Annotated in this window: 11 protein-coding genes; all 11 read right to left on the bottom strand. The window is 42.1% G+C overall.

Annotated elements, in window-relative coordinates; genetic code table 11:
* Positions 1-56: 56 nt before the first annotated feature.
* Positions 57-1508, bottom strand: a complete 1452-nt coding sequence (gene tldD / locus ACHSBP_RS08200; RefSeq protein WP_010561184.1) for a metalloprotease TldD — start codon at positions 1506-1508, stop codon at positions 57-59.
* Positions 1498-2322 (bottom strand): carbon-nitrogen hydrolase family protein, encoded by an 825-nt coding sequence (locus ACHSBP_RS08195; protein ID WP_010561185.1) that lies wholly within the window; start codon positions 2320-2322, stop codon positions 1498-1500. The genes tldD and ACHSBP_RS08195 overlap by 11 nt, the downstream gene beginning before the upstream one ends.
* Positions 2319-6245: a YhdP family protein gene (locus ACHSBP_RS08190; RefSeq protein ID WP_010561186.1), complete on the bottom strand. Its 3927-nt coding sequence runs from the start codon at positions 6243-6245 to the stop codon at positions 2319-2321. Before ACHSBP_RS08190 ends, ACHSBP_RS08195 begins: the two co-directional genes overlap by 4 nt.
* A complete protein-coding gene (gene rng / locus ACHSBP_RS08185; RefSeq protein ID WP_010561187.1) occupies positions 6245-7717 on the bottom strand; it encodes a ribonuclease G in 1473 nt (490 codons plus the stop codon). Before rng ends, ACHSBP_RS08190 begins: the two co-directional genes overlap by 1 nt.
* A complete protein-coding gene (locus ACHSBP_RS08180) occupies positions 7714-8289 on the bottom strand; it encodes a Maf family protein (RefSeq protein ID WP_395388528.1) in 576 nt (191 codons plus the stop codon). The genes rng and ACHSBP_RS08180 overlap by 4 nt, the downstream gene beginning before the upstream one ends.
* On the bottom strand, positions 8289-8765 hold the full coding sequence (gene mreD, locus ACHSBP_RS08175) for a rod shape-determining protein MreD (protein ID WP_010561189.1): 477 nt from the start codon (positions 8763-8765) through the stop codon (positions 8289-8291). Before mreD ends, ACHSBP_RS08180 begins: the two co-directional genes overlap by 1 nt.
* Positions 8758-9591: a rod shape-determining protein MreC gene (gene mreC / locus ACHSBP_RS08170; RefSeq protein ID WP_010561190.1), complete on the bottom strand. Its 834-nt coding sequence runs from the start codon at positions 9589-9591 to the stop codon at positions 8758-8760. The genes mreD and mreC overlap by 8 nt, the downstream gene beginning before the upstream one ends.
* Before the next feature lie 40 nt (positions 9592-9631).
* Positions 9632-10675, bottom strand: a complete 1044-nt coding sequence (locus ACHSBP_RS08165) for a rod shape-determining protein (protein ID WP_010561191.1) — start codon at positions 10673-10675, stop codon at positions 9632-9634.
* An 85-nt stretch (positions 10676-10760) separates the two neighbouring features.
* Positions 10761-12752 carry a formylglycine-generating enzyme family protein gene (locus tag ACHSBP_RS08160; protein WP_010561192.1) on the bottom strand — a complete coding sequence of 664 codons (1992 nt, stop codon included), beginning with the start codon at positions 12750-12752 and terminating at the stop codon, positions 10761-10763.
* 155 nt (positions 12753-12907) lie between these two features.
* Positions 12908-16954 (bottom strand): DUF6701 domain-containing protein, encoded by a 4047-nt coding sequence (locus tag ACHSBP_RS08155; protein ID WP_395388508.1) that lies wholly within the window; start codon positions 16952-16954, stop codon positions 12908-12910.
* The gene (locus tag ACHSBP_RS08150) at positions 16929-17366 is read right to left on the bottom strand and encodes a hypothetical protein (protein ID WP_010561194.1); all 438 of its coding nucleotides are present in this window, start codon (positions 17364-17366) and stop codon (positions 16929-16931) included. Before ACHSBP_RS08150 ends, ACHSBP_RS08155 begins: the two co-directional genes overlap by 26 nt.
* Positions 17367-17368: the final 2 nt, after the last annotated feature.

Below are 17368 nucleotides of genomic sequence, written 5' to 3'. Positions count from 1 at the left end.
CATAAAAAACGCTGCAATTGCAGCGTTTTTTTGTATTCTAAAATCAGTGCAACAATTTAAGCAGCTGTACCACCAACTGTAAGTTCATCAATTTTAAGACTTGGCTGACCGACGCCAACTGGCACACTTTGACCATCTTTGCCGCACACGCCAACGCCATTATCAAGTGATAAGTCATTACCTACCATTGAAATTTTGTGCATTACGTCTGGGCCGTTACCAATTAGGGTAGCCCCTTTGATTGGTTGCGTTACTTTGCCATCTTTAATTAAATACGCTTCTGATGCCGAGAACACAAACTTGCCTGATGTAATATCAACTTGGCCACCTGCAAAGTTCGTCGCGAAAATACCGTTTTCAACACTTTCAATGATTTCTTGTTGTGTACTTTCACCCGCTAGCATGTACGTATTCGTCATACGCGGCATAGGTAAATGGGCATATGATTCACGGCGACCGTTACCTGTAGGCGCTACGCCCATTAAACGCGCATTAAGCTTGTCTTGCATGTACCCTTTCAGCACACCGTTTTCAATAAGCACGTTGTAACCCGCAGCAACACCTTCATCGTCAACGTTTAATGAGCCACGACGGTTGTCCAGCGTACCGTCATCAACCACAGTACATAAGCTAGAAGCAACTTGCTGACCTACTTTACCACTGAAGGCCGAAGAACCTTTACGGTTAAAATCGCCCTCTAAGCCATGACCTACGGCTTCGTGTAGCAGCACACCAGGCCAGCCACCACCGAGTACCACAGGCATAGTGCCCGCAGGCGCTTCAATTGCGGCAAGGTTAACATTTGCTAAACGCACTGCTTCGTCGGCATAAGTCATCCAACGTGGTTTGCCATCAACCATTTCATAAAAATAACCATAGTCTAAACGCGCACCGCCACCCGCACTGCCACGCTCACGCTTGCCATCTTGCTCAAGTAGTACCGATGCGTTTAAACGAATAAGCGGGCGCACATCTGTTGCAAATGTGCCGTCACTCGCGGCAATAAGCACCTCTTCATAAACCGCTGCCATTGAACACACAACTTGCGATGCATTTGGCGCAATTTTGCGAATATACGCATCAATTTGTTTTAACAAATCAATTTTTTCGCCATCCGTTAAGCTGCTAATTGGCATAATCGGCTGAATAATATTCTTATCAAGCTCCACTACCTGGATTTTGCTGGTGTTTAGGGCTGCACTATTTTTATCAGCAACACTTCGTGCTGCCAAAGCCGCCTGTGTAATAGCATTTTTATTAATTGCATCAGAATACGAGAAGCCGGTCTTTTCACCAGATACAGCTCTCACACCAACCCCACGCTCAATGTTGTAGCTACCATCTTTAACAATGCCGTCTTCGAGTACCCAAGATTCATGATGACTTGATTGAAAATACAGGTCAGCATAATCAATTTGGTGTTCTTGAATTAAAGACAAACTATCGAGCAAATCTTGGCGTGAAAGGCCGCTTTGCGCTAGTAAATGCTGTTCTACGTTATTGCTCATGTTTAAACTCATAATTAAATTGGTTATGTGACAACAGTGGCATTTTTTGCCTTACGTCTGTCAATTTATCCATATTGGGTAAGTATACGATATTGTTAGCTTCATCACCTAACATCGCCTCTATCTCACCCCAAGGTGAGATAATCACGCTATGACCATACGTTTGTCTGCCATTGTCATGTGTGCCTGTGGTAGCAGCAGCAACTAGGTATACTTGATTTTCAATCGCTCGCGCTTGTAGCAACGGCAACCAATGTGCTTTGCCAGTAGGTACGGTAAATGCCGATGGCACTAAAATAATCTCTGCACCTAAAGTTCTAAGTGCGCCAAACAAGCCCGGAAAACGCATATCATAACAAATCGTTAAGCCGATTTTACCAAACGGTGTGTCAACTACGACTAAGTCTTTGCCGGCGATTGTGGTATTAGATTCACGATAATTTTGCTTTGCATCGTCAACATCCACATCGAATAAATGGATTTTGTTATAGCGTGCAACCACTTCACCTAACTGGTTAACCATTAAAGAGGCTGCGTAATATTTTGTCCCTTCGGCGATTGGGATAGTGCCGGCGCTTATCCAAACGTTAAACTGTTTTGCCAGCTGACATACTTGATCAATAAATGGCGCACTATTATTGGCAAACGCCATTAAGTCATGGGCTTTGGCATCAAAACAAGCAAACCCTTCTGGCAAACAAACCAGCAAAGGATCATTTACATGCTCGTCGCGCAAGGCAACTAACTGCTGGCGCAAATAATCCAAGTTGCTACTTGGTTTAGCACTTACCGTCCATTGCAAAACAACAATCATTGATTTTGACCTTCTGTTTTATCAACTTTAGATTGCTCATTTGGCATAGTTGCATCACTTAGCGGCACTATTTTCTTTTCAGCTGGCAACACATCTTGTTTGGGTGTACCAGGCAAAGTCGATTGTGGAATTTCAATTTCACGGCTCTTCTTGCCTTTTTCTGTAACAACTGGTTGCTCAAAGGTGCCGGTAATGGTGTATTCAATTTCAGAAATAACGCGCGCTGAATGCAACACTTTATCTATCGCAAGTGCAGCTAAACCTGTTACAGGGTTTACCATCCAAGCAACAATTACTGGAATGCTTGAAGTCACCTCTGGCGCAACCCACATGGTGTAATCAATTTTATGCGTATTAAGGTCTGCATAACCTTTAATGGTTAAATCTGCAGGCACACCATTTAGCTCAGTATCTTTGGTATACGCCACGCCCTTATCAACCTGCATACTGCCTTGCATGCTGTTGTAGAAAAACCCTTTGGCAAATACATCTCTAAAATCCAGCTTTAGCTTACGCACTAACGAATCTAGGCTTAACAATGAAAATACACGTGCTCCACCATCGCTAATATCGGTAATATAGCCATCGCCTAAGCGCCACTTTAAATCGCCAGAAAGCGACTGCGTATTAAACTGATAAGGCGTACCATACCAGTACAAATCAATATCAATTTCGGCGTTAGATTCTTTAATTGAGCTGGTGAGGTCGAATTCGTCGGTTAGCTCTCCGATATCCTTACTTACTAGTTTACCGCTTAAGTTAGTTTTTTGTTTTTGCCAGCTGCCTTCACCGATAAATAAGTGCTTGCCTTTATCGACAGTCAACTTACTGATCAGCAAACCGTTATCAGCCGGATCTAAATCGAGCGCAAGCTTATCTAACTGATAGCTATCCACTTTACAATCGGCACAGTTAAATCGAATCGCCGGTAAATGGGTTAACCATTCATTATCTTGTGGGCTACCAAAGTCATCAATTGGCTTTAAACCAGCACTAGGTTGTGGCTCTGTTTCTTCAGGTTTAAAGTTAAGCCGTAAATAATCAGCTTCAATAAACACAGGTCGCTGCGCAAGAATACGCGGTATACTCACTTCTGCGCGTACTTCTTTACCATTAATTTTCAGCTGGGTAGACTGCGCTAATGCGCTAAGGTTTATCTCAAGATCATTAAATTCAATTTCCGATAGTGTCGCATAATCGATATTGGCATTTACCTCTTTTAACTTAGGAAATACTTGATGATCCGAATTCGACTCGGTTGGTGTAGCAACCAAATGATCAATAAACGGGATCCACTCCACGATATCGGCTTTTGAAAGGGCTACCGTCACATCGAAACCACTGGCGTTAATACCAAGATCATTTTCACCGACGATCAAGTGTGCATTACTTACCTTACCTAAGCGATTATCAACAATACTATTAAAATAGAGTTGCTGATTAATATTGGCGGTGATCAAGTTCGAGATTTCATCGCCTCTTACATTTAAGGTAAGTGGCCATACTTGATCACGCTTTTTACTGTATGGCGTTGGTAATGCTGTACTTAAGCCAATTAAATCTGACGATGCACTGGCAGTATAATTAAACCCTTGCGGCTTTAGCTGCATATTAAACGCAATATCAAACGGCACAACACCACTCATGTAACCACTCATAATGCCTTGCGTATGCTTAACAATGTCACTCACTTGCCAGCTGGCATCACCTGTCACTGACAGGTCGTAGTTTTCGCCTTGCTGCTTGCCTTGCAAATTAAACTTAAACGGCATATCAAGCCAACTAGCCGTCGCATTTTTGAGCTGAATATCGCTGTTGTTAAAGATTAAAGTACCGGTCACCTGATCGAAAGGAATACCCGGCTTTGCAATAAAAATCGGGGTATTTTTAAGGTCAACAGAACCGCTTACGCTCACTTCGCCTTTACTTAACGGTACTTGAATGCGTGTTTTACCAAGTACCTTACCCTGCCCTTGCACGGTTTCAAGTACCGCACCAATAGAGTCTTTTAGTGGTGTGGCCGCAAAGAAAGGCTGTAATTCTTGTGCTTTTTGCTGTGTTTCAATATCAACATTTAGCGTACTTGCGTGTGATAAGTCGTCAATACTAACAACAACGCCGTTACCTAACTGCAATCCAGCAAGTACACCTTGCTGCGATACAATGTCCATGCGTTCATTTGAAAAAATTAAATCAGCTTCAAGTTTAGTAATATCTGGCCACGATTGATTAAAGTTAAATGTTGCGTCGGTCACTTTAGCGTCAACTAAAAAGCGGCCGTTGTGTTCTTGATATGGGAAGTCACTTAACTTACCTTGCCACAACACTTTTGCCACATCTATTTTACCGCCTCGCAGTGAACGATTGAGGTAATCAATTGTGCCCTGCGGCATATAACCTCGTGGAAAATAATGACGCGCTTTAAGTACTTCTGGCCCCTGCATCTCTGCATATAAACTAAGTTCGCTTTGCTCAAATAAATTAAGTGAAAACTCTGCGGCGAAGGTCAGCTCATCATTATCTAACCAAATAGTGTCACTTTCGAGTCTCCAGCCTTGCGCTTGTTTAAGAAAATCAAGGTTAATGGTTAATTGCTTGTACGGAATAGCACGCGTAAACAGCTCGCCTGTCATGATGTAATCTTCATTACCTTGAACTGACAACTTAACTGCTGATTGATCGCCTACCAGCGTGAGCGATAAGTTTTGCACCCCAGGAATGCCATTATAGTGCTGCCATGACAAATCGCGCACTGAGGTAGTAAAGAAATAATCTTCTGGGTTGTGATATTGCACATAAAGGTCTGAAACTGAGCCTTTTAGCAATAGCTGCTCAACAATTTTAGTTTGCTCAAAGGGGAGCAAAGGCGCTACATCACTTAATAATGCCAGTGGAAAGTCACGCCATTGCGTCGTAATGCGGCCATTGTTGTAGTCAATTTTACCACCAAAGCTTGGCCATTGATTTTGATTAGCAGCAATATCAAGTTCAGACGTTTCAAATCGCCAACCATCGTTGTGCGGTCGCACTCTTAACGTACCTGCATTGATTTGTAACGACTCTCTTTCGTTTTCTTGTTGCCAGCTAATCTCGCTTGGTTGCCAATCTAGTTGAATGTTTTCAACTTTAAACTCTTTAAATCGCGCCCATGCTTTAAAGTTAATATCGCTTTTAACTTGGGTTACATCATCCGAAAGCACATCGCGCAACCAACTGCTCGCATTTAGCTGCTTACTTTCAACAAATAAAGAACCAAAAGATTCAGAGAAATGTTCACCGTATAAATCGAGAATAATCTCTAATCGATTATCAGAAATACCAGGCAAGGTGATGTAACCTACGCCTTGATGCTGATTGTTACGGTTTTGCCAAGTGACACGCTCAATAGCAATAACGCGCTTTTCATTGCGCTTGGTATTAACTAAAAATTGGCTATCTTCTACAGCAAAGTGACCACTTTGCGCTAAAAATAAGGTTTCGAGTACATCGATTAAATTAGCACCGTCGGTGCTTTCATCACTGCTTGGGAAAGGCTGGGTTAAATCAACTTTGGCATTAAGCCCTGACAACACAAAATAATTTGATACTAACCTGCGCTGCAGCACAGATTGCCACACATTAACATGCAAACGCGATTGTTCAACATAGAGTCCAAGAGCTAGTGGCTGGTTTTTGCCGAACGATACCTGATTAAGTACCAATGCGGGGCCTGTGTGCTCCCAACCAGCAGAAATAGAACCAATAGCGATATTAGTGCCGACTTGTTCGGTAATCAGTGCTTCAATTTCAGCTTTGTAATCATTGGCATAGGGCAAGCTATATTTTAGCAACGACACAAGCACAGCGACCAGCACAAGGCTGATCGCGAATATTTGCCAAACTTTACGTAAACACCAAAAACAGGTGTGCCTTACTTTTTGCACTACATCATCACCACATCAAACTGCTCTTGATTATACAAGCTTTCCGTTTGAATACTGACTTGTTTCTTAATAAAAAGTTCAAGTTCAGCTAAGTTGTGATACTCATCGTTAATCAGTGCCTCGCTCACAGCTGGCGAAGCGTAAACCACAAATTTAGTCGCATCGTAAGCACGATTAACACGCACAATTTCACGTAGAATTTCATAGCAAACAGTTTCAACTGTTTTAAGTGCGCCTCGCCCTTTACACACTGGGCACTCGCCACACAGAATATGCTCTAAACTCTCTCGCGTACGCTTACGTGTCATTTCTACTAAGCCTAGCGCTGAAAAACCGTTGATATTGGTTTTGGCACGATCTGGCGCCATAGCAACTTCTAAGCAATGAAGCACACGACGTTTATGCTCGGCACTGGCCATATCAATAAAGTCGATAATGATAATGCCGCCTAAATTACGCAAACGTAACTGACGAGCAATCGCTTGAGTTGCTTCAATATTGGTGTTAAAAATGGTTTCTTCAAGGTTGCGATGGCCAACAAACGCACCGGTGTTAACATCCACCGTTGTCATTGCTTCGGTTTGGTCAAATATTAAGTAACCACCCGATTTAAGTTCAACCTTACGTTCAAGGGCTCGCTGGATTTCATGTTCAACACTGAACAAATCAAAAATGGGACGTTCACCCGGGTAATATTCCAATGCTTTGGCAAGCTCTGGTACAAACTCTTCGGTAAACGCCGTGAGCTGCTGATACGTGAGCTTTGAATCAACACGAATACGCTCCATATCTTCACCGACATAATCGCGCAGTGTGCGAAAAGCAAGAGTTAAGTCTTCGTGAAGAATCGACTCTTTACGCGTTTTTTTGCGTTTTTTTGCTATTTTGTGCCACAGTTTTTTTAAGAATTTAGCATCGTGCTCTAATTCAGCTTCGGTTGCGCCTTCAGCTGCAGTGCGCACAATAAAGCCACCTTCCTGATCATGAAATGGTGCAACGATCTTTTTTAAGCGCTCGCGCTCTTCTTCACTTTCAATGCGCTGTGATACACCAACATGGGTGGCATCTGGCATAAATACTAAATAACGCGATGGAATAGTGATATCTGTTGTTAAGCGCGCACCTTTAGTGCCAAGTGGATCTTTAACCACTTGTACCATAATAAACTGCCCCTGCCTCACTAATTCACGAATATCCTGAACTTTTTTGATTGGCTGATCATCCACGCCTTCGGCAATGGAGGTGCTATTTACAATATCAGATGCGTGTAAAAACGCGGCTTTTTCAAGACCAATATCAACAAACGCAGCTTGCATACCCGGCAACACGCGGCTCACTTTGCCAAGGTAAATATTACCGACAATACCAAGATTGCCTTCACGCTCTAGCTGCACTTCTTGCAGTACGCCGTTTTCAATTAATGCAACGCGACTTTCACTAGGTGTGACGTTAATTAATAGCTCTGAGCTCATGCAAATTCCTTTAAAAATTGCGCTAATAATTGCTCGGTTTCATACAGTGGCAATCCCATAACAGCAAAGTAACTGCCATTAAGCTTAGTAACAAATCTACCTGCCCCGCCTTGAATACCGTAGCTTCCTGCTTTATCAAATGGCTCGTTTGTTGCGCAATAATCGTTAATTTCTTGTTGTGACAACTGTTTAAATGTAACGTTAGTAACGACCAACTGCGACATTATCCCTTGCTGATTAGCAAACGCAATGGCGGTCATCACTTGATGGGTTTGACCTGACAATGACGAAAGGGTTGCAATTGCATCTGCCAAATCCGCTGGCTTACCCAATACCTTGTTGTTTAATACCACGACAGTATCTGAACCCAGTACAGGGTAATTATGAGCAGCTATTTGCACACCTGCTAACGCTTTTTCTTCCGCAAGGCGACAAACAAACTGTTCAGCTGACTCACTTGTTTGTTGTGTTTCATCAATATCTGTTGCGAACTGTTCAAACTCAACATTCAGTTGAGCAAGCAATTGTTTGCGTCTGGGAGAAGCAGACGCTAAATAAATTTTAGTCAAAATTAGCGTATCCTAAAGTGACGTCGATATTTTCTTAGCAGTAAAAACAACCATGGCCACGCCAATGCGCCCGTTAATACCGGCCATAAATATTGTGGTAAAAAATAAATATCGAGTAAAAAGTGATTCAGCCAAAACACCAAAAGATAATAAAGCGCTAAAAACAACGCCACTAACATCGCTTGCTGCCAAACACTAAAATTACGAATTTTCTGGTAATTACTTGCCGTAATATAAATCACAATTGAGTAAGTAAGTGATCGCACACCGAGTGGAGATCCAAGCGCTAAGTCAATAATCAGGCCGGCCATCCATGCAAAGCCAATGTTTACCCTATGGGGTAAGGCGATAGACCAATACATAATTACCAACAGCACTAAATCAGGACGATACATTTCAAATGCAATGGGCAATGGCATTAATGCAAGTACTAAAGAGACAAATACCGAGAGTAAAATAAATCCTAAATGCCTAGTCATTAGCCACCTCGTTGCGCCAAAGCAAAATCAGCAAACGAATGCGGTCGAGCTCGGCAATTGGACTGGCATAGACTTCAGAAAAAGGCCTACCCTCGTTACGATTAATACTCGTTACAGTGGCGACCGGGTACCCTTCAGGAAACACGCCACCCAAACCCGAACTCACCAGCACATCGCCAATACGAATATCCATACTGTGTGGCACATGAGATAGTTTAAGCTGATCTATTTTACCAATACCTTCCACCACAGTACGCACATTATTGCGCAATACACGCACAGGCGTAGCATGTTGCGTATCAGTGATTAATAACACTCGACTCGTTGTGCTGCCAACCTGAGTTACTTGACCAACAATGCCTTTGTCATCAATCACCGCAAGGCTTTCTTTTACATCATCAAGTAAACCACGATTAATCAACACCTGATGGCTGTATGGGTTGGAATGAACTGATAAAACTTGGGCAACCAACTTACGTTCTTCAAGCTTATTTGAAGAACCGAGCAAGGCTCTTAGCTTTTGGTTTTCGAGCTGTAAGAACTCATATTGCTGCAATTTTTGATTTTGCACCAATTGCGCTTCGCGTAGGGCATCGTTCTCAACCATTAAACTCTGGTGAGAAGAAAGGTTTTTACTGCCTTCGCGGAACATTTCATAAGGGAGGTTTGCAAGGTAAAACAAAGGGCTAACTATGGTGTTTAAGCTAGCCCTTACTTTGGAACCGCCATCCGTGTAGCGATCGCCGATAATCAGCACCACACTCAATACGATGGCAATTACCAAACGTAATTGCAACGAGGTATTTCTACCAAAAATTAAATTCATTGCGCCCTCAAAGAGCAGTAAAACAAGTGTATTTAGCTACTTAATCGTAGCTAAATACATCACCACCATGCATATCAATCATTTCTAGTGCTTTACCACCGCCACGCGCTACGCAGGTTAATGGATCTTCCGCAACAACAACCGGAATGCCCGTCTCTTCCATTAATAAACGGTCAAGATCTTTTAGCAATGCACCACCACCGGTTAATACCATACCGTGTGCTGAAATATCGGAAGCCAGCTCAGGCGGAGATTGCTCTAACGCAACCATTACTGCACTTACAATACCTTGTAACGGTTCTTGCAGTGCTTCTAGAATTTCACTTGAATTTAGCGTGAATGAGCGCGGCACACCTTCAGCAAGATTGCGACCACGTACTTCAATTTCTTTTACTTCTTCGCCATTAAATGCAGAACCAATTTCATGTTTAATACGTTCAGCGGTTGCTTCACCAATTAAACTACCGAAATTACGACGTACATAGTTAATAATTGCTTCATCGAACTTATCACCACCAATGCGAACTGATGATGAGTAAACAATACCGTTTAAAGAGATAATAGCGACTTCAGTTGTACCACCACCAATATCTACAACCATTGAACCAGTTGCTTCAGATACCGGTAAACCAGCACCAATCGCAGCGGCCATTGGTTCTTCAATTAGGTAAACTTCGCGCGCACCTGCACCCATTGCTGATTCACGAATCGCACGTTTTTCAACTTGTGTTGCACCACACGGTACACACACTAAAACACGTGGACTTGGACGTAAGAAGTTATTGTTGTGCACTTGTTTAATAAAGTGCTGTAACATTTTTTCGGTTACGTAAAAGTCGGCAATAACGCCGTCTTTCATTGGGCGAATTGCTTTGATATTACCAGGTGTACGGCCAAGCATTTGTTTTGCTTCTTGACCTACTGATGCAACACTTTTAGGGCCACCTGGTTTGTCGTGACGAATTGCCACAACCGATGGTTCATTTAAAACAATGCCCTGATCTTTCACATAGATAAGTGTATTGGCAGTTCCGAGATCGATTGATAAATCGTTAGAAAAAAGACCACGTAATTTTTTAAACATGGAACTGGGGTATCCTTGTAACGTATGACGTTCAGTTTTATTTTTAATCGAATAACTAAACGCTCAAATAATAAATATAAAGTGTCTAGCGCTCACGCACTAGACGAAAACCGATGTAATTAGCACGAAAATCCGTTGCTAAAATTAGGCGTGTCGACGCTCGCGCTAAGGTAGGTGCAAAATTCCATGCACCGCCACGAATCGCAACATCAGAACGACCAGCCGTTTTTTGGGTCCACTCCCACACATTACCAACGGTGTCATAAACGCCAAAACGGTTAGCGCTAAACGACCCTACAGGTGCTGGGCTCTGATTTGACCACTCACTACCACACCAACCACAATTAGCTAAGTTATTGCCAATATCATTACCCCAAGGGTAATCGGTTTTAGTGCCGGCACGTGCCGCATATTCCCACTCCACCTCAGTTGGCAGACGATATTCGTTGCCTGTTTTTTCACTTAACCAATCAGCATACGCTTTGGCATCTGAATAAGTTAAGCACACAACTGGAAAATTATCTTTTTGCTCGTAGCCTGGGTTTTGCCAATTAAGCGACGCTTCCCACACTGGCTCACCATTTAAATAGTAAGCACAGCCTTGGCCACTTTCTGCTTCTGTTTTATAAGCCGTATCGGCAACAAATTCGTTGTATTCGCCTACTGTTACTTCTTTCTCGTTCATCGCGTACGAATCACTCAGAATCTTTTTAACAATAGGTTGCTCGTTTGCTAAACCGTTCCCGGTTAAATCACCCATTTCAAATTCACCTGCTGGGATCACAATCATGCCAGCTGAATTTGCAATCGTGCTGCGAGTTGAAAGGCTTGGTGTTGACGTTGTTTGGCGAGTACGCGTTTGATTATAGTTAGACTGAGTAATCGTCTCTTTTCTTAAATTTGCGCGTAATGTTTGCGAGCGTTTTAAATTAATATTTCGCGTATAGGTTTGATAACCTTGTTTACGAATTTCAATATCATAGCTGCCTGATGGCAATGACACATCTAAGCGAGTAGAGCCGTAACTCACGCCATTTATAAACACTTCATCATCGCGCACGTTAGAACGCAATGTGAGCTGGAACAATCGCTCCTTTTTTGGCGTATTGACCTCTACCGTATCACGGTTAGTTACCATGCTTGCTGATGAGGGTGCGCTTTTATTATCTTTAAAACGCACTACTGGTTCATCATAGCTTGCACTTATAACTGGCTGATAGACATTAGGAATTGCAGAACCATAGTCAGAGCAGAAACTGTTATCTAGGTTAAGCAAGTTACATAAACGGCTGGCGTTTACTTCGCCACGCATGGTTACGCTTAGGTTGGTATTGTAATTACCTTGCCCGCTAAATGAGCTATTAACCACATGACTGCTTAATACTTGAACCTGTGCACCTGACATATTGCGCTTTGGTTCAACCACTCTCTGCTCGGTAATATTGGCAAAAATTTGGTCCATAAAGCGTTTTGTGGCTTTTTGTAAACCTTGTGATTGACCACGTTGCTCACACGCCGCCAGCGTTTCAGTACGCTTACAGTTTACTGTGTGATTCACTTCAACAGTGCCTTCACGGGTAAACTCATTACGTAAACGCTCAACACGTGCGGTATTCTTTTGCTGCTTTAAGCTTTCGAGGGTGTTAACTAAGGTATGTTTTGAAACGCGGATTGCTTCAATATCTTTGCGATGAGATGAAATCGCTACAAGCTGTAGGTCTATATCATCTTTATTTTGCTTTAGATCCGCAATCGCTTTTTGGTAGCGCGTTTGAGCTGCACTAATATCCAATGTTGGGTCTTCAATTAAACGGCGATACAAATCATTCATCGCGTCTAATGATTGGTTGCGTTCTTTCTCTAACGAAATAGAACGTGAACGAAGTAATTCCAATTGCTCTTGCAATTGTTTTTCTTGTTTTAGATGTTTATCTAAAACACCAGATAACTCTTTGAATTCAGACTGCTTAATATCTATTTCAGCTTGAATGCTTGATACTGTATTAGTGTCTTGTCCATGTGCTTGCCATGTAAATAGGCTAAGCGAGATCACCAATGACAAAGGTGCTAGTCGCATATAATTATTCCCAAAACGGCCGATTTTTGGTTTTCTTGTTTTCGTTTTTATCGTAAGGGCAATTGCCCTAATGCTTTATGCTATTTTTTTGTCATGCAAAACACAAGCTTTGTCTTACCTTAAATGGCAAATTTTCAATTAAAAGAGTGTATCTTTTAATTCTCACTCCAATAAATCACCCTATCGTTTCCTCTAAACCGACCAAACTGTAAAACACCACTTGGATTGTCATTAGGGTCGTTAAAGTCTCCATCATTATTCCAATCATAACGTAACCACTTTTCTGGGCTTACGTAATCAACATTATAAGTACGCTGTTCGGTTGGCATTGGCGGAGTCAAAAATAACTCTCGACCCGATTTGTAGATACCTGCGGCAAAACTATCACTCAAATCATCTTCAAGCGGTTGATTATCTTCAATCACTAAATTAGCAAAGTTATATGCGCTACAAGAATCTGACGTATTAACTACAAAGTTAGTGCCATCCCAATATTCAACTTTCATCGGAATTTGTAGCGGTTCATATTCACTGCCATAGTTATTGCTGAGTGTTAACCTACCGTAGCGCATTTCCATCGGCGAAATAGTTTCAACACCGCCAATTACATTCGTGTTAATAGCGCGACTATCGGCTGTACCAGCAAGTTGATTTGCATTTTGATTTAAATCGTTAAGTACTTTGCCATCCGAATCAGTTAAACGCACCAATGGCATCACTTGCGTCATCGGAATTGAAGGGGAATTATCACGCTCTAACGTTGCATTATTTACATTCACCACATACAAACCTTGCTGCCAATCGACACCATCATCGGCACTCAAACTGTAACGCGGCGCAAGTAGTGTTGCCGATTTATAATTTGCAGCATCATCATTTTCAATTAAGTTTTCAATGCTCGCTTTAGCAAAGTTAAGCGCACTAGTTGCATTATAAGTGTAATTGTATAAGCGGTTACCTAATAGATCTTGCGCTGTAATGGTGTAACTCAATTCATCAAACGGCTGGCTGTAATAAGTAAAACTATTGCAAGCACTTGTCAGTGTTTGCTCTGTCATTTCAAATTGCGCAGGGATAAAGCGCCCTACATTGGCTTTACTGCCAGAGATAGCTCCACCATCACTATGGTTTAAGTAATTACTGCTTGAAAGGTTAGCAAGTAGCTCAATGATCCCAACTTCATTAAACTTTGCATCAGTGATCGTCGCGACACCCGAGACAAAACCATTAGCCGGCAAAGCATTAGGCGATAATACACCGTCAATACCCGCTTGCGGCGCCTGCAAGTTATGCATTAACGCGACTGTTCCTGTGATATCAGCACTTCGAAAATTACGAGTTATCGCACCATTGGCATTGTGAGCCTCGACTTGAATATTGAAATCTTCCGACGCCATTTTAAATACAGAGTCTTCTGCATCAGACGCGTTCGGATCGCCGGTTACAGTGATGTTAAATCTTTCAGGACGCACCACATAATTATTACTGGTATCAGTTAAATTCGCTCCATTAGGTGCTGATGCAAATACCGACAAACTAATTCTACCGGCATCAAGATAATTTAACGCCAAATTCGCTTTGTAGTTATTAGTTGGATCAAAATTAACGGTAACAGGTGTGTTGTTTGTTACTGGCGTATTATTTACAGTAAACGCCATCGATGATGGGTTACTTGGTTGTACAAAGTTATTGGTAAAATTAACTGTTTGTGCACCACTAAAAATGCTTTCACACGCACCTGTATTATCGTTTTTTCTTACCGCCATTAATTCAGCGCTGTACGGCACACCTGATATTTGATCGCTAACGGCACTGATTTTAAATCCCGTCTCCACAAATTGGGTATAACAATTGGCAAGCGACACTTCATTTGCACCGACAAAACATCTAAACCCTGAACTTGGATTCGTTATATTAGTGTTTAGCGCATAATTAATGGTACTTGCTTGGGTATTGTTTAAGCTAATATTTGCTCGGCCATTTACCGTAAATGGGTTACTTGGAGACCAACTTAACCCGCCACCACCTGAGGTGGAAAGCGATACAGTCGCTGGGTTTGGATAATAACTACTGCAAGTATCGTCAGCACATGCCTCAATTATCATGGTTTCAGCTTCGCATGTTAACCCTGTATTATCACTTAGCGTAAGGCGATAATGGTCAACACTCGGCGCATTGTCACACGTGCGTACCGTATTCATATCACTTAAAATTTCAGACTGTTGTAACGCACGTGAATAAATTCTTACTTCATCAAGCTTACCTTTAAAATAACGATCGCTGCGAATACCGCCACACTGCGTTGAAGTATTCGTGCCTACATCAACGCCAATAAAAAACTTACACGGTGAATCAGCTAACCCGTCGCTGTAACTACGCGAGGCATCGGCAATTCCATTAATGTACATAATTTGCGAACCAGATCTGTAAACAACGGCGACATGGGTCCATTGGTTAAGCGGTATAGTTCTTGAGCTGGTAAATGAACGAGATTGCCTAGATGCATTTTGCCACCACCAAAACAATCGATTACTTGAGTCTAAGTGAAATTCAAAATGCTCATCTTTAGATACTAAACTTCGTAGGCCACCGCGATTTTCGGTGGGGAAAACCCACGTACTTACGGTTAGTTCTTGATAATTAAAATCACCACTGTCATCAACTGATGCATAGTTGGTTCCATCAAATTCTGCGTATTCACATGTACTTTGGCTGCCTATGGTGTTTGCCGGGCCAGGTGAGCTTATTGAAAATGTGGGACTTCCCGACGGACTTAAATCATGAGGATCATTTAAATTGGCATCTAAAAAATCACCATCAAGTTGCCACCAACCGTTGGCATCGCAATATTGTTCGCGTGCAGCTCCATCCCAGCCTAAGCCTAGATTTTGATTTTGATAGATGGTTTGAATTTGTGTATCACCAATCGCTTTATCAAAAATAAGTAATTCATCAACTAAGCCTCGAAAGCGCTGACTAGCATCAAACCCGCCACCTAAATTATCTTGTTCTTGTCCTAACATTAGGTAGTTAATGTTTAATGAACCACTATCGTGATTTGATACACAGCCTTGTTGTTGCCCATTAACAAAGAAGCACGACGTTGAACCGTCACGACGCCAAACAAAATGTCGCCAAACATTATCTGAAAAGTTTGGAATGCTAATGCGAGAGGCGCGATCTTGTTTTATCCAAGGCTCAAATAATGTGCTGCTTGGGTGCCACCAAATTAATTCATTAGCATTATTATTATTACGCGCCCCTGAAATTAGTACTTGGCTACCCGAAAAACTACTTTTAACCCACGCCGAAATCGTAAATTCTCTGCCACTGAGTAAGTCCTCATCAATATCAATTCGCCCATTGCTAATACCGTCATCAAAGAATGCAGCATTACAAATTTTTCCTTCAGCGGGTTGAATATTAAAAGGCGTGCCATGTTCACTGTTAATTGATTCTATTACTTGGTTATTTACGCCGCTTAACCATGAAAATTCATCAAAACGAAACTCCGCGATAGGTGAGGCATTTGGGTCAACCGTCGTCGCACCACAAATACCCGTAAAATTATTTAATATACTTGGCGCTACGTAGCTTACTTCGGCACTGTTGCCTACACTAACCGACGCGCCTGATGTAAGCGCACCTTCGAATTCAACACCAAATGCAAGATCTATTTGGCTTTGTGAATAAACAAATCCGCCAAACTCAACATTGCTGGCTGTTGAAACACTGCCAGCTACGTAAATAATTAAATCGTCCGGGCGTGGCACATCAATATCACTAAAAATAGATAAAGATCCTCTTACAACTATGCGTGTTGGCCCGGTAACACGTAAGTTTGGACGGTTAAGTGATAAAGAACCAGTAAACAAATAATCACCTGAAAGTTTGCCATTATTTGGAATACTGGTTTTAGGGTTTAATAAACTTGGCTCTTGAATGGTTTCAGCATTCGTTCCCGAAGCGATACACTTTGAACCACACGCATCAGGGTTATTATCTACCAGACTGGTCGTAACAATTACACTATTAGCTTGGCCACTAATTTCTGCGTTATTTAAAATAATTGCACTGCCGTTATTAAACGTCGCAATTCCTGAAGGAAATACGTCTTCACAGGCAGGCAAATTTGCCCAAACTAAATTAGGAAGCAACAGCATTAGGTAGAAAAAGCTAGTTAAGTGTTTTTGCTTCAACATTGAGACTTCTCTGTGTTGTCCACTGGCCAGAATCACAACTTACTGTACTGGTTATCCGATACACAGTCACCGTAGAGGTTGGAGAATTTGCATCCGCCACATTATTCACCGAGCTACATGACAGCTCTACAAATTGGCAATTTTCCATATACTTAGTTGCACTAAAATGGTTTGGCGGCACATCAGCATTACATACGCCGTTTGGCGCATTCAGCGGAAACAACTGTGTGAGTTTCCATTCAACACCACTTTGCGCTGACAAAAACGCTTTAGAGCCATAGTACTCTACCGCATTTGATTGCGCGCCCCCTTCAATAACACGTGTCAGCGCTAATCCGAGTGCCAACAATACAATAGCAACAAATAACGATGTAATTAATAAACTGCCTTGCTGTTTAAACCTTAACGTCATAC

Source organism: Pseudoalteromonas sp. XMcav1-K (assembly GCF_044005875.1).
In the GTDB taxonomy this organism is placed as follows: domain Bacteria; phylum Pseudomonadota; class Gammaproteobacteria; order Enterobacterales; family Alteromonadaceae; genus Pseudoalteromonas; species Pseudoalteromonas spongiae.
This window is presented reverse-complemented; position numbering and strand designations above follow the sequence as displayed.

Bases quoted from the DNA above. Each gene is read 5' to 3' on its own strand.
- ACHSBP_RS08195 (WP_010561185.1), bottom strand. From the start codon at position 2,322: ATGATTGTTGTTTTGCAATGGACGGTAAGTGCTAAACCAAGTAGCAAC.
- tldD (WP_010561184.1), bottom strand. From the start codon at position 1,508: ATGAGCAATAACGTAGAACAGCATTTACTAGCGCAAAGCGGCCTTTCA.
- mreD (WP_010561189.1), bottom strand. From the start codon at position 8,765: ATGACTAGGCATTTAGGATTTATTTTACTCTCGGTATTTGTCTCTTTA.
- ACHSBP_RS08165 (WP_010561191.1), bottom strand. From the start codon at position 10,675: ATGTTTAAAAAATTACGTGGTCTTTTTTCTAACGATTTATCAATCGAT.
- ACHSBP_RS08160 (WP_010561192.1), bottom strand. From the start codon at position 12,752: ATGCGACTAGCACCTTTGTCATTGGTGATCTCGCTTAGCCTATTTACA.
- rng (WP_010561187.1), bottom strand. From the start codon at position 7,717: ATGAGCTCAGAGCTATTAATTAACGTCACACCTAGTGAAAGTCGCGTT.
- ACHSBP_RS08150 (WP_010561194.1), bottom strand. From the start codon at position 17,366: ATGACGTTAAGGTTTAAACAGCAAGGCAGTTTATTAATTACATCGTTA.
- mreC (WP_010561190.1), bottom strand. From the start codon at position 9,591: ATGAATTTAATTTTTGGTAGAAATACCTCGTTGCAATTACGTTTGGTA.
- ACHSBP_RS08155 (WP_395388508.1), bottom strand. From the start codon at position 16,954: ATGTTGAAGCAAAAACACTTAACTAGCTTTTTCTACCTAATGCTGTTG.